The sequence below is a fragment of the Embleya sp. NPDC059213 genome (genome assembly GCF_042754445.1).
GTDB lineage: Bacteria > Actinomycetota > Actinomycetes > Streptomycetales > Streptomycetaceae > Embleya.
In genome coordinates this window covers 24,584-37,332 of the sequence record NZ_JBHZAV010000047.1, presented here as the reverse complement: position 1 = coordinate 37,332, position 12,749 = coordinate 24,584, and the positions used below count along the sequence as shown (strand labels likewise).

15 protein-coding genes, 1 tRNA gene and 1 pseudogene are annotated in these 12,749 nt (G+C 70.2%); 15 read left to right on the top strand and 2 right to left on the bottom strand.

Features of this window, described 5'->3' with window-relative positions:
• Positions 1 to 55: 55 nt before the first annotated feature.
• From ACFXMF_RS19425 to ACFXMF_RS19405, 5 genes are all read left to right on the top strand, one after another.
• Positions 56 to 619, top strand: a complete 564-nt coding sequence (locus tag ACFXMF_RS19425) for a hypothetical protein (RefSeq protein WP_360312056.1) — start codon at positions 56 to 58, stop codon at positions 617 to 619.
• On the top strand, positions 619 to 1,704 hold the full coding sequence (locus ACFXMF_RS19420; RefSeq protein ID WP_379988767.1) for a peptidoglycan-binding protein: 1,086 nt from the start codon (positions 619 to 621) through the stop codon (positions 1,702 to 1,704). Before ACFXMF_RS19425 ends, ACFXMF_RS19420 begins: the two co-directional genes overlap by 1 nt.
• On the top strand, positions 1,701 to 2,465 hold the full coding sequence (locus ACFXMF_RS19415; RefSeq protein WP_360312052.1) for an ABC transporter ATP-binding protein: 765 nt from the start codon (positions 1,701 to 1,703) through the stop codon (positions 2,463 to 2,465). The genes ACFXMF_RS19420 and ACFXMF_RS19415 overlap by 4 nt, the downstream gene beginning before the upstream one ends.
• Positions 2,462 to 3,664 (top strand): ABC transporter permease, encoded by a 1,203-nt coding sequence (locus tag ACFXMF_RS19410; RefSeq protein WP_379988768.1) that lies wholly within the window; start codon positions 2,462 to 2,464, stop codon positions 3,662 to 3,664. Before ACFXMF_RS19415 ends, ACFXMF_RS19410 begins: the two co-directional genes overlap by 4 nt.
• Positions 3,665 to 4,297: 633 nt before the next feature.
• Positions 4,298 to 4,370: transfer RNA gene (locus ACFXMF_RS19405), tRNA-Lys, on the top strand.
• A 257-nt stretch (positions 4,371 to 4,627) separates the two neighbouring features.
• Here ACFXMF_RS19405 and ACFXMF_RS19400 read toward each other — a convergent pair.
• Positions 4,628 to 5,122 (bottom strand): annotated as a pseudogene (locus ACFXMF_RS19400) (tyrosine-type recombinase/integrase); the annotation flags it as partial.
• On the opposite strand from ACFXMF_RS19400, the gene ACFXMF_RS19395 reads away from it, so the two are divergent.
• Positions 5,094 to 5,330 carry a hypothetical protein gene (locus ACFXMF_RS19395; RefSeq protein WP_379988769.1) on the top strand — a complete coding sequence of 79 codons (237 nt, stop codon included), beginning with the start codon at positions 5,094 to 5,096 and terminating at the stop codon, positions 5,328 to 5,330. The pseudogene ACFXMF_RS19400 and the gene ACFXMF_RS19395 sit on opposite strands and share 29 nt — an antisense overlap.
• 679 nt (positions 5,331 to 6,009) lie before the next feature.
• Here ACFXMF_RS19395 and ACFXMF_RS19390 read toward each other — a convergent pair.
• The gene (locus ACFXMF_RS19390) at positions 6,010 to 6,786 is read right to left on the bottom strand and encodes a helix-turn-helix domain-containing protein (RefSeq protein ID WP_379988771.1); all 777 of its coding nucleotides are present in this window, start codon (positions 6,784 to 6,786) and stop codon (positions 6,010 to 6,012) included.
• Between the two features lie 135 nt (positions 6,787 to 6,921).
• Between ACFXMF_RS19390 and ACFXMF_RS19385 the strand changes: the two genes are divergently transcribed.
• The 9 genes from ACFXMF_RS19385 to ACFXMF_RS19345 all read left to right on the top strand — a co-directional run bounded on the left by ACFXMF_RS19385 (position 6,922) and on the right by ACFXMF_RS19345 (position 12,747).
• Entirely contained in the window at positions 6,922 to 7,143 is a 222-nt protein-coding gene (locus tag ACFXMF_RS19385) for a hypothetical protein (protein ID WP_379988773.1), read from the top strand.
• 128 nt (positions 7,144 to 7,271) lie between these two features.
• Positions 7,272 to 7,814, top strand: a complete 543-nt coding sequence (locus ACFXMF_RS19380) for a hypothetical protein (RefSeq protein WP_379988774.1) — start codon at positions 7,272 to 7,274, stop codon at positions 7,812 to 7,814.
• Positions 7,811 to 8,104 (top strand): hypothetical protein, encoded by a 294-nt coding sequence (locus ACFXMF_RS19375; protein ID WP_380020696.1) that lies wholly within the window; start codon positions 7,811 to 7,813, stop codon positions 8,102 to 8,104. Before ACFXMF_RS19380 ends, ACFXMF_RS19375 begins: the two co-directional genes overlap by 4 nt.
• Entirely contained in the window at positions 8,101 to 8,982 is an 882-nt protein-coding gene (locus ACFXMF_RS19370; protein WP_380020694.1) for a bifunctional DNA primase/polymerase, read from the top strand. Before ACFXMF_RS19375 ends, ACFXMF_RS19370 begins: the two co-directional genes overlap by 4 nt.
• Complete coding sequence (locus ACFXMF_RS19365) at positions 8,979 to 10,286, top strand: DUF3987 domain-containing protein (RefSeq protein WP_379990065.1); 1,308 nt, start codon at positions 8,979 to 8,981, stop codon at positions 10,284 to 10,286. Before ACFXMF_RS19370 ends, ACFXMF_RS19365 begins: the two co-directional genes overlap by 4 nt.
• Before the next feature lie 182 nt (positions 10,287 to 10,468).
• Entirely contained in the window at positions 10,469 to 10,696 is a 228-nt protein-coding gene (locus ACFXMF_RS19360; protein ID WP_379990066.1) for a hypothetical protein, read from the top strand.
• Positions 10,697 to 10,906: 210 nt separating this feature from the next.
• Positions 10,907 to 11,308 (top strand): helix-turn-helix domain-containing protein, encoded by a 402-nt coding sequence (locus tag ACFXMF_RS19355; protein ID WP_379990067.1) that lies wholly within the window; start codon positions 10,907 to 10,909, stop codon positions 11,306 to 11,308.
• A 17-nt stretch (positions 11,309 to 11,325) separates the two neighbouring features.
• On the top strand, positions 11,326 to 11,943 hold the full coding sequence (locus ACFXMF_RS19350; RefSeq protein WP_379990068.1) for a hypothetical protein: 618 nt from the start codon (positions 11,326 to 11,328) through the stop codon (positions 11,941 to 11,943).
• Positions 11,944 to 11,958: 15 nt separating this feature from the next.
• Positions 11,959 to 12,747, top strand: coding sequence for a hypothetical protein (locus tag ACFXMF_RS19345; RefSeq protein WP_379990069.1), 789 nt, complete (start codon positions 11,959 to 11,961; stop codon positions 12,745 to 12,747).
• The last annotated feature ends 2 nt before the right edge of the window (positions 12,748 to 12,749 follow it).

The following is a 12,749-nucleotide window of genomic DNA, read 5'->3' as shown; positions in this document are numbered from 1 at the left end:
GCGCGCTGTCGCCCAGCCTGTGGTGCCACGACACCGACCACAGGAGGCGACGGCCATGCGGACCACGCAGATCACCACGACCATGGGGGAGAAGACCGAGAGGGTCACGAAGAGGTACCGGGTACGCCTGGCGGCGGCGGGCGGCCTGTCCGCGCTGGTCCTGTTGGCCACTGCATGCGGCAGCGACGGCGAGTCCGGCGGCGGATCCGGCGGCGGGAACGGCGGGTCGGCCGGGCAGGACGCCGGGGCGGAGCAGGCCAAGCAGATGGACTGTCTGCGCGGCAAGGGCATGAAGATCGAGGACGCCAAGCCCGGTCGGAAGGGCGCGATCTCGCGGGGGGATCTGACACCGGAGCAGATGGCGCAGGCGCTGGCGGACTGCGGCATCCGGGACAGCTCCGGTCGCGGCGGCGCCGGCGATACGGGCGGGGGTGGGCTGGACCGGCAGGCGAAGGACAAGTACCTGGCGTATGCGAAGTGCATGCGTGAGGAGGGCATCGACATGCCCGACCCGCAGTTCGTCGACGGCTCGGTCAAGTCGGAGGTCACCGGGGCGCAAGCGGATCCGGCGAAGTACGCGGCGGCGGACAAGGTGTGCGCGCAGAAGGCGGGGTTCTGATGCGGCGGCGTGTGGCGTCCGCCGTGGTGGCGGCCGTGGTCGCCGTGTCCGGCGGCGCGGTCGCCGCGTACTCGCTCGAGGACGGCAAGGGTGATCGCTGGCACGAGCAGGCGGGCCCGCTGCCGCAGGCGGTGGCCGATGTCACCCGGGGCGACATGAACGCCGCGGTGCAGGCGCCGGGCAGGCTCGGCTTCGCGCGCGGGCAGAAGGTCGGCTCGGGCGGCGACGGCGTGCTGACCTGGCTTCCGGAGGCCGGCGCGGAGGTCGGCCGGGGTGGGAAGCTGTTCGCGCTGGACGCCGAACCGGTCCACCTGATGTTCGGCGCCACGCCGGTGTATCGGGAGATGAAGGCGGGCGACGAGGGGGAGGACGTCGGCCAGCTGAAGCAGAACCTGAAGGCTCTGGGGTTCGGCCCGCAACTGGCTGCGGACGATGAGTTCACCCCGGGCACCGTCAAGGCGGTCAAGGCCTGGCAGAAGGCGGTCGGTCTGGAGCAGACCGGGACCGTCGGTCCCGGGGAGGTGGTGTTCGCGCCCGGCCCGCTGCGGGTGGACACGTCGGAGGCCCAGGTCGGCGACCGGCTGGCGCCGGGCAAGACGGTGTATTCCGCGTCCGGGGCGGCGCGGCTTGTCGAGGTCGATCTGAAGGTGTCCGAGGCTGGGCAGCGCAAGCCCGGCGACAAGGTCACCGTCCAGCTTCCGGGCGGGGTGAGCGTCCCGGGCCGCGTCTCCTCGGTCGGCGCGTCGGCCGAGGCGCCCCAAGGCGGCCAGGGAGGCGGCCAGGGCAGCGGGGGCGGCAGCGATCCGAAGATCAAGGTGACCGTGGAGTTCGACGACCCCGCGCAGGTGCGGGGCGTGGACCAGGCACCGGTCACCGTGCTGTTCGCGGGCCGGTCGCGGACCGGTGTCCTGTCGGTGCCCGTCGAGGCGCTGGTGGCCCTGCCCGGCCGGGGCTTCGGCGTCCAGGTCGTCGAGAACGGGCGGGTGCGCGACCTGCCGGTCACTCTCGGCCTGTTCGCCGACGGCCGCGTCGAGGTGTCCGGGGACGGCCTGGCCGAGGGCCTCGACGTGGTGGTACCGACATGACCGCCCACACCACCGCCGACACGCGGGGCCATGCGGGCCCGGTGCGTGGTGGCGAGCCGTGGGAGGGCCGGCCGGTCGTCACGCTCAGCGGGGTGACCAAGGAGTACCCCGGCGGGGTTGCCGCGCTGCGGGGGGTGGACCTGGTGGTCGGCGCGGGCGAGCTGATGGCGATCGTCGGGCCGTCCGGGTCGGGGAAGTCCACCCTGCTGCACATCATCGGCACGCTGGACAGGCCCACTGCGGGCACGGTTACGGTGGCCGGGCACGAGGTGACCCGCATGGCGGACCGACGCCTGTCCGCGTTGCGCGCCCAGCACGTGGGGTTCGTTTTCCAGGCGTTCCACCTCGTGCCCGGTGCCAGCGCGCTGGCCAACGTCGCCGAAGGGCTGCGCTACTCGGGGTTGCCGCGCAATGAGCGGCGGCGGCGGTCCGTCGAGGCGCTTGACCGCGTCGGGCTCGGCGACCGCGTACATCACCGGCCGCACGAGCTGTCCGGCGGCCAGAAGCAGCGCGTCGCGATCGCCCGCGCGGTCGCCGGCGCACCGGACATCCTGCTCGCGGACGAGCCGACCGGTGCACTGGACTCCGCGTCCGGCGACGCGGTGCTGGCGCTTCTGCACGAACTGAACGCGGACGGCGCCACCATCGCGGTGATCACCCACGACCGGGAACTCGCGGCGGCGCTGCCGCGCTGCGTGAGCATCCGCGACGGCGAAGTCGTCGACGACACCCGCACGGTCCGGCCGAAAGAGACGCGATGAACCATGGCACCCGACTGACCCCGGCCGCCCTCACCGCCCGCGACATCGCCCAGGTCGGCTCCGCCGGGCTGCGCGGCAGACCGATGCGGGTGATCCTCTCGGCGCTCGGGATCGCGCTCGGCATCGCCACCATGATCGCCGTGGTCGGCATCTCCTCCTCGTCCAAGGCCAAGCTCATGGACGACCTCGACAAGCTCGGCACCAACATGCTCGTGGTCACCCCCGGGCAGTCGATGCTCACCGGGCAAAGCGCCGTACTCCCCCAGAAGGCACCACAGATGATCGGGAAGATCGACGGCGTCCAAAACACCGGCGCCACCGGCCTGACCGACGCGCACATCTACCGCTCCGAACACATCCCGGTCACCCAGACCGGCGGCCTGTCCGTTCAAGCCGCCACCGAAGATCTCTTGGCCGTCCTGCGCGGCTCCATGGCAGCCGGCACCTGGCTCAACGCGGCCAACGGCCAGTTCCCGGCCGTGGTCCTCGGCGACCAGGCCGCCGCCCGACTCGGCGTCACCCAACCCGGGCAGCAAGTCCTCATCGGCGGCGGGTATTTCACCGTCGTTGGCATCCTGCTCCCGCTCCCACTCGCGGAGGACATCCGCACCTCGGCCCTGGTCGGCTGGCAGGCAGCCAAAGACTTGCTCGGTTTCGAGGGTCACCCCAGCGCCGTCTACGCACGCTCCGCGGACGAGGCCGTGGCAGACGTACGCGACCTGCTGGCCCGCACCGCCAACCCCCAGGCCCCGCACGAAGTCGAGGTCTCCAATCCGTCCGACGCGCTGGAAGCCAAAGCCGCCTCCGAGGGAGCCTTCAACGGCCTGCTCCTCGGCCTCGGCGCCGTCTCCCTCCTCGTCGGCGGAGTCGGTGTCGCCAACACCATGATCATCTCCGTGCTCGAACGCCGCCACGAGATCGGCCTGCGCCGCTCCCTCGGCGCCACCCGCGGCCAGATCCGCATCCAGTTCGTCACCGAGTCGTTGGTGCTCTCCAGCCTCGGCGGCCTCGCCGGCATCGCCCTGGGCTCCCTGGGTACGTGGATCTACGCCACTTCCCGCGGCATGCCCTGGGTCGTAGCCCCGACTGCCGCAGCGGGCGGATTCGCCGCCACCCTGCTCATCGGCATCATCGCCGGGCTCTACCCCGCCATCCGAGCCGCCCGCCTGTCCCCGACCCTCGCCCTCCACGCCGTATAACCGACAGCGACACGGCGTGCGGCTCTTCCCCGGCCACCACGTGGAACGAAGGTGAGCCCGAGCCGCCCAGGGGCGCGACCGGGCTCACCTTCGTCGATTCGGGATCGACGGCACGTGCGAGGGAGAACCGATGGCCGGATAGTCGGGCCCTGGATTCGCGCTCGACGGCACGAGCAGGATCGCGTAAGTGGGACGCCCGGCCGGCGTCGGCTCGACATGAAGACGCCGGCTTCGGATGACGACTCGGACCAACCGTCGTGCTCGCCATGTCGGCGTCGGAGCGACTTCACCGGCCACGGGTAGTGACCAAACTCCCTCCATGGCGTGCCCGGTCAGAGGATGCAAGTGAGCACGCAGGTGAGCACGGACGCCCACGGATGAGCTCGACTCGCGCGGATTTTCGACCCCTCGCGCGGATTTCCGGTCCTCGGTCGAATCGGGCGCGGCCCCTCAAGGGGCGCCCAGACAGGTCGGATTTGTACACCTCGGGTGTTCATGGTGCCTGCGGGTCTCAACCGTCCGGATCTACATCTACGCAGGTCACGGCGTGTCCGGGGATACTCGCAGCATGTTCGATCCGATACCGGTACTCTGCCGGTGGGCAAAAAGCGGATCACCGCCGGACGCCCAACGGGGCCGTTAGCTCAATTGGCAGAGCAGCGGACTTTTAATCCGCGGGTTCAGGGTTCGATCCCCTGACGGCCCACTCGCTCGGGCAGTAAAAATACGCTTGCTGACCTGCATCTTTGCGCCCCGCCCGGTCCCCGACCGGCGGGGCGCAGTCATGTCCTGGATGGCCGGTGTGCCCAGGGTGTGCCCGGCGGGTTCGTCGTCGGCCTTCCTGCGCAGCTTCTGAACGAGCGCCGCTGCCGCCTCCGCCGTCTCTTGGTCCACATCCTTCAGGAGGCTGGTGTACGTGTCCGAAGCGAGCGTGATGGTCGTGTGCCGGAGGACTTCCTTGATCGTGTGGAGGTCGCCACCCCCCGCGTGAACCAGAGTGGCCGCGACGTGTCGCAGGTCTCGCAGCTTGATCGGTGGCAGGTCGGCCTTCCTCACGAGGTCGTGGAAGACGTCAGACACCGCCTCCGGGTGCAGCCATCCGCCGTCTTCCGTCGTGAACACCTTGCCGGTGTCCGTCCACGCTTCCCCTAGGCGCACCTGCTCACCCTGTTGGCGAACCCTGTGCGCGCGGAGCACGACGACGGTCAGGGTGTCGAGCGAGACGACCGCGGCGCTGCCGTCGGTTTTCGCCTCGGATTCGTAGGGGGTCCACCCGTCGACCACGATCGTGCGCGACACGGTCAACTCGCGTGCGTCGAGGTCGACGTTCACCCACTCCTGTCCGACCGCTTCGCCGCGGCGCAGCCCCCGGAAGGCCATCAGGTGGAACAGGGCGTACAGACGATGCTGTTCGGCAACGTCGAGGAACGTGGCCACCTGGTCGGGCCGCCACACCATCACCGGCGACGGTGTCTCGCCGGTCTTGCGCCACATCGCCTCGTGGGCCGGTGTCCACAGGACTGCTTTGGGCCGCTTCCCCGACTCCAGCTCCGCGTACGAGGCCGCGTTGAACGTGGTCAGCCCCCGGGCAATCGCGGAGTTCAAGGCGGCCCGGAGCGTTGCCCGGATGCGCTGCTTCGTCGCCGGGCCGGTGACCTGCCGATAGGGCTTCATCAGGGCGAGCTTCGCTCGCTCCTCTTCCAGGCGCCGCGCCGCTTCGGCGGGAGGTCGGCCCGGCCGACCCCATCGGCAACGGGCTTCCTGGTCATGACGCGCCGCGTTCTCCGCCATGATCGTCTCGTTGTCGTCGTCGATCGCGTCGAACAGCGCTTGCGTGGCGTTGACGTTGAACCGATCCACGCGGATGCCACCGATCCGCGGCTTCAGGTGCACACGGACGTGTGACTCGTAGCTGTTGGCCGTGGTCCTCCGCTTGGCTCTGCGCTTGATCTCCACCCACTCATCGAGCCACTCCCCCATCGTGGCCCGCGACGAGAGAGACAACCCGCGGTTGAGCTTCCGCTGCACATCTTCGATCGTGGGCAGCGGCGCCTTCTCGTGAGCAATCCGCTCAAGCATCGCGGCCACCTGGTCCCGACCCGCGTCGTCGTCGGCGTCGGGAACGGCCAACAGGGCACGCACGTGATCGAGATCGGCCTGGGCCTTGACCGCGGTGTCATACCCGGAGCGGCGGAAGCTACGACGGGTGCCGTCGGCGTCGGCAGGCAACTCTTGGCGGAGACCCCAGGAACCGTGACTCTTGCGGCGGAGCAGCGGGCATGCCTTTCCCCACTTGCCGCCAGTCTTCGGGTTGCGACAGCCGCACCGGCGGTACGTCGATCCCTTCACGAGTCGTTCCCCTCATCTCGCGGTGCGCGGGCAAACTTGATCTTGGTCGTGCCAGCGTCATCGCTTCGGACCTCTGTGTTGCGCATCCGAGCGATCTGCTTCAGGGCTTCGTCGGTTGTGTCGAGCCAGGTGAGTTCCGGAGGCAGGTCGGGAGGAATCGAGCCGACGATGCGGAGGGTTCCGCGCAGGTGCGAAATGTTGTCTTCGAGCGCCCGGGCGTGAAGGTGAGCGGCGTGCGCCGCTTGCTGCCCCACCTCATCTCCGCCGTACACCCGTGCCCGGGTCAGTGCGTCGAGCCACTCCTTGAGCAGGTCAGCGTGTGCCCGGTACAGGTAGAGCGCTAGCGCCTCTTCCTTCCAGCTCTCTTCTGGATCTTCGTACCACTCTGCAATTCCATCCTCGACGGTTCCGCGAGGGACAAGGTTGTCGATCGGAATGCGTCCCTCACCGGTGAACCACTTGAGGGCTTCCCAGGGGCCGGCCGTTTCGCCTGGCAGGAACTCCACTTCGTTCACGGTGGGATCCCCTACCGGAAACAGCAGCAGAGCAGGTGCCACCCGCAACGCGCGTGCGATCACCAAGACTTCCGCAACGCTGACCGTCGGTCGCCGGCGTGCTTCGAAGTTGGCCAAGACGGATCGTGCGATCGGCAGCCCCAGCGCGCTGCATGCGTCGGAGAGCTGCTGCACGCTCATCCCGCGCTGGTGCCTGTACTTACGCATTTCGCTGGCGATCGTGTAGGCCAGCCGGCCCGACCAGTCATCAGTTGCCATGGACGATGACAATACACGGATGACTTGACATCTGGAAGTACGACGCGTCACTCTTCGAAGGTAGTCATCCTCAATCACCAATGTCCGGAGAGTTGACACGTGGAATCACAACAGTGTGATCAGACTGCTTCCACCATGACTCGTGAAGAACTGCTTGCTCTGCCACCTAGCGCTTCGCTGGAGATCGGGAACCGTGCCTTCGGCATGGGTCGGACGCTCGGATACTCCCTTGCCAAGCGGGGCGAGTACCCCTGCCGGCTTCTGCGACTCGGCAACAGCTACCGGGTGGTGACGGCCGACCTTCTGCGTGTCCTCGGGATCGAGACCGCGAGCACGCAAACGATCGAAGCCGCCTAACCCAGCACATGCAGAGCGGTCCCCAGGACGCCACATCCCAGGGACCGCGACACGTCAATCCCGAACGCACAGAAGCCCCGGCCGACAACAGCGACGAAGTCCCGGGGCCCCTGCATCAAGGAGACGCTGTGACCACGGTAACCCAGACAATCCCGACGGAGGAGAGCGCGCCGCCGGTTGACCCCGCCACCCGCGTCATCGACCCGGCCGGGCTCACCGACGACCAGCTCGACGGCAACGCGTGCATCGGGTGCGGCGTGTTGTACCCCTCGATCTCCAAGCCGGTCGGCCACGTGCCCGGCCGCGGGTTGGTGTTCGTCTGCGACACCTGCCCCGACACCCCCGACGACTTCCACCAGATCAAGACCGCCGACCTCCACGACAGCGGGGAGTTCAAGCCCTCGTTCCGGCAGGTCGTCAACGGCCTGGGGGTCGAGGTCTACCAGGGGGCGGACACCTTGCCCGAACCACTCCGCATGGCGCTGATTGTGCGCGACGGAGAGCCCCCGTGCCTGTTCGCCCGGAGCAGCCTCACGCCCCGTCAGATCGAGGTCGGTGGATATCTGGCGCTGTCGGTGTGGTTCCACTCCGAGCCGGGCGCCTACCGCACGGAGAGCGGCGCCATCCTTGTGCCGGTCGGCCCGGCAAGCATCGGTCGGAGCGACGCGTGACCGACAGCACGACGACGGCGGCCCCGGGCGTTCACGCGTCCGGGGCCGCCGGCCGTCCCGCGCAAGGCGCGCTGCTCGGCGACGACGAGATCGCCGACCTGTTGCGCTCCACCCCTCCGACCGTCCGCGGCCGGGCCCACCGGGTCCGCGGCCGGCACCGTTACCGGTGGGTCGTCCTGGTGAAGTGCCCCCGCTGTATGGACACCCACCAGCACCACGGCGTCGGTGTCCGGCGCGCACCCTGTGGACTGCTCTACCTCGTCCGTGTCCGGATCGGGGGCCGACGATGAGCGGCCGGGAGATTGCCGCAGCGGTGCTCGACTACGCCGAGTACGAGTGGAAGGTCTTCCCGATCCTGCCCGGCAAGGTCCCGTTCGCGAACTGTCCGGACTGCACCCCGGAAAGGCTGGCCCACTCGATCGCCGAGTGCCCGTGCCTGCTCGCCGACGACGGGGCCCTGTGTCACGGCTACCACGCCGCGACCGCCAACCCCGAAGTTCTGCGCCGGTGGTGGGGCCGCTACCCCGCGGCGAACATCGGACTGCCGTGCACGCCGAACGGCTTGGCGGTGGTCGACGTCGACCCGCGCAACGGCGGGCACCGCACCCTCGCGGCCCTGGAACAGCGGCACGGGTGCCTTCCCGGGACGCTCATGCAGATCACCCCGGGCAGCCTGCCGGACGGTGGCTTGCACATGATCTACCGCCACCCCGGGGTGCCCTTGCCGGGCAAGCTCGGCATGGGCATCGACGTGAAGGCCAACGGCTACATCGTGGTTGCGCCGAGCGTGCATGCCAACGGCGTCCGCTACCGCTGGTCGGGCCACGGCGAGACCTTCCGTCGCCCGCTCGCGCCGTGGCCCCGCGTGCTCCTGCCCGCGCCATCGCCACCTGCACCGCGGCCCGTCCCCACGGCGACGGGGGACCGGCGGACCGCGGTGGTCGGCGGGCTTTTGCGGGTCGTCCTGGAGGCGCGGCCGGGAGAGCGGAACGAGCGGCTGTTCTGGGCCGCTTCCCGCGCGTCCGGCCACTGCCGGGCCGGCTTGCTCGACAGCCGCTCGGCCGCTTCCGCGCTCCTCGACGCCGCCTTGTCCATCGGCCTCGACGAGCGCGAGGCGCGCAGCACGATCACAAGCGGCTTTCGCACCACAGGAATGAGCGCGGCATGACCGAACCCGAAGACGTTGCCGCCGCCATCCTCGCGCGGCACAACATCGTCGACGACGAGAAGCCCGAACCCTCGCCGACCGGGCGCCCGTGGCCGGCCATCGACGAGACCGCGTTCGCGGGTCTGCCGGGTCGGATCGTGAACACGATCGGGCCGCACACCGAAGCCGATCCGGCCGCCATGCTCGCGACCCTGTACGCCGCGGCCGGTGCGATGATCGGCGACCGGCCGCACGTGCTTACGGGTGGGGTTGAGCACGGTGCTCGGGTGTGGCCGCTGATCATCGGGCGCACCGCCGGCGGTGTGAAGGGCACGTCCTGGGCGGAGGTGCGGCGCGTCCTCAAGGCTGCTGACGCCGAGTTCTGCCACGACCGGGTCATGGGTGGCCTGTCGTCGGCGGAAGGGCTGATCTTCCAGGTTCGCGACCCGACCGGCGATCCCGAATCCGACACGTTCGACGAAGGGGCCAGCGACAAGCGGCTGTTGATCGTCGAGTCGGAGTTCGCGTCCGTCCTTGCCCAGGGCAAGCGCGAGGGCAACACCTTGTTGCCGGTGCTCCGTCAGTCCTGGGACGGCGGGACGCTGCGCACGATGACCGTGAAGCCGCGGGTGGCCACTGACCCGCACATCGTGATCGTCGGGCACATCACCCCCACCGAGCTGCGCGCCAAGCTCTCGGACTCCGAGCGCGCCGGCGGCACGATGAACCGGTTCCTGCCGGTGCTGTCCAAGCGATCCAAGCTGCTCCCGGACGGGGGTGACCTGTCCGACGCCACGGTCAAGGGACTCGGCGCGGAACTCGCCGACCAGATCCTTCAGGCACGGACCGTCGCGCGGATGTCCCGGACACCGGAAGCCGCCCGGTACTGGCGAGACCTGTACAAGCGCCTGGCGGCCGACCACGCCGGAGACGGGCCCGTGGCCCAGGTCGTTGCGCGGGCGGCTCCCCAGGTGTTGCGGCTGTCCGTGCTGGCCACTCTGCTCGACGGTCGGGACCGGATCGACGTGTCCCACCTCCAAGCCGCCGAAGCGTTCTGGGACTACGTCGAGGACTCGGCCTGGTACACGTTCGGATCCGGCACCGGCAACCCCGACCTCGACCGTTTGAAGTCGTTCGTCGACAACGCGGGCGATGACGGAGTCGGGCGGACCGGCATCGCAAACGACTGCTTCGGCAAGCACCGGACCAAGGCCCAGCTCGACGCGCTTGTGTCCGAACTGACCGCCCTGGGCGACTACGAAGAGTGGTCGAAGCCAACCGGCGGGAGACCGGTGCAGCTCTATCGGCGGATTAAGCAGAAGTAGCGGACTAACCCCCTGACCTGCGCAGACGCTCGGACCCTTTCTCCGCACGCGCGGAGAAAGGGAGCAAGCCTCAAGGACGCTGACCTGCACCAACGGGCTTAGTCCGCATCTTCTGCTTACTCCGCAGCCCCCGGCTCCTACCCCGAAAGCGTGACTTAGAGCGACGAAGAAGGGAGTGGTCCATGACCACCGCCGACGACCGCGTGCGCGAGCAGATAGAGCAGGCGCGCCGCCGCCGCGAAGCCGCCAAGCGGGTACGCGAACGCCTCGACCGGGCCCGCGCGTACGGGCTCGAAGCGCGCCGCGCCGCCAAGCTCGACCACCTTGCCGCGGCGGATTCCATCCACCCGCCGGACCGAACCCCCGACCCCGACCACGAGCCCGACCCGGACCCGCCGACTGCGGCATGACCACACGCGGCCCCGGTGTTCAGCCCGACCACACGGCGACCCGCGCCGCGGCTGCACCACACACCGCCCCGGGATCGGAGCCCACCACACGGAGCCCTGGCGACCGGACGGTCCGGCCACACCGCGCGCGAACACCGCGCCCTACCCCTCCCTCGGCCCCTTCGCCTCGACCAGGCGCAAGGGGCCAACCCCCATCCGGAAGGGCACCCCGTGACCGCCGAACAACCCCCGCCCGGGTACGTCATCACCGGGCCGTGCGTCGTCGTCTCCGCAGAGGTCTGCGCCTTCCTGGTCGGACACGCCGACCTCGACCGGCTCAGGATCGCCGCCCGCATCCGAGACCCCCGCGTCTACGCCGCCCTGCTCGCGATCCACACCACCGGCCACGCCTGGGCGGCGGACCCCCGCGGACTCGAACCCCGGACTTCTGCGGACTTCCAGCCACGCTGGATCACGACGGAGCAAGCCGCCGACATCCTCGACGTCGACCCCCGCCACATCCGCCGACTCCTGTCCGACGGCCGCCTCGACGGCCGCCGCGACAACCGCGGCCGGTGGCGCGTGGACCGTGCGTCCGTCGACCGACGAGCGGCGCAACACCGCTGGACCTAGCCACCGGGAGACCCACGATGCCCACCCCCGACGAGATCCGCGCCGCACACAACCGGCGCGTCGAGGCGATCACCGCCCGCGTCGAACTGTCCGACCACGCGAGGCGCGTCGCACTCGCCCGTGCACTCACCACCGCCCGCGCCGACCTCAAGGCCGCGCGGGCGGCCGAGAGCAAGGAGCGCGAGAGCAGGTGGAACGCCGGCCTACGCAAGCTCTGGGGCACCGACGACCTGATCGCACTGGGCGCGGACCGCGCGTCCACCACGATCAGCGCCCGCGACGCCGCGGACCGGGTGGCCAGGATCAAGAACGCGGACCAGGCCGCCGCGCTGCTGCGACAGGCCGAAGCCACCGGCGACGAGATCCTTGCGCGGGCGATCGGCAACCACGCCAACGACCACACCGGCAGCCTCGACGGCGCGGGCAAGTGGGGCGGTGTACTCGCCGACTTCCTCGCTCCGCGCGAGACCGCGACCGCGACGTACGAGCAGATGTGCGCCATGGCGGCCGAGACCACCAGCGCCGCACGGATCTTCGGCAACCGGCCGATCGACCCGCCCGCCGATCTGCGCGGCCTGCCCGACGGGCAGATCAGGGAACTCGCCGCCGACCCCAACATCCCCGACACGATCTGACCAGGGGCCGCCACCGTGAACGGTCACCTGCCCTGCCCCAACCTGTTCGCCGGCCACGACGCCGGCCTGTACCGGCTCCCCGACCACATCACCGATCCGCGCCGCGCACACGCCGCACTCGCCGACCCGCGCGCCGCCGCCGAACCCGACATGCCCCCGCCCGATCGGCTCGCCGAGACCCTGGCCCTGGAGACGATCGACGCCCTGTCCGCCGGCCGGGACCGCCCCGACACCACCGCGGTGGACCGGGCGCGCACCGCGTGGCAACAGCACGACGACGACCTCGACGTCATTCGCCGCGCCCGCGAGCAGGTCGCCGACATCGTCACGTCGCGCATTCGAGGCGACGCCGAACGCCTCATCCTCGACACCCTCGCGCCGGCCCACGACCAGGCCGTCAACGACTTCGCCGGCGCCTGGGCCACGCTGCTCGGCCACGGCCAGACCAACCCCGCGCAACTGATCTCCGCACCCGCCAGGATCCGCAAGGCCGCGGCCCGCGTCGACCAGGCGACCGACACCTACCGCGCGATGTGGTCGGTACGCCACGACCTCGACGCCATCGGCATCCGATGCGCCGACGATCCGCACGGCCAGTACGCCGCCATACGCAACCCCCGCGACCTGGTGGGCCCCCATGCACCCCTGGGCCGCGCACCATGGCGCAACCTCGACACGCGCGCGTTCCTCGCCTGGATGACCGAGCACGACGGACGACTGTGGATGCCGACCATCGACGAGCAGGCCCAGGCCGCCCAGGCTGAACCGCGCGTCCGCCACACCTTCCGGCCCCGCTCCGCATGACC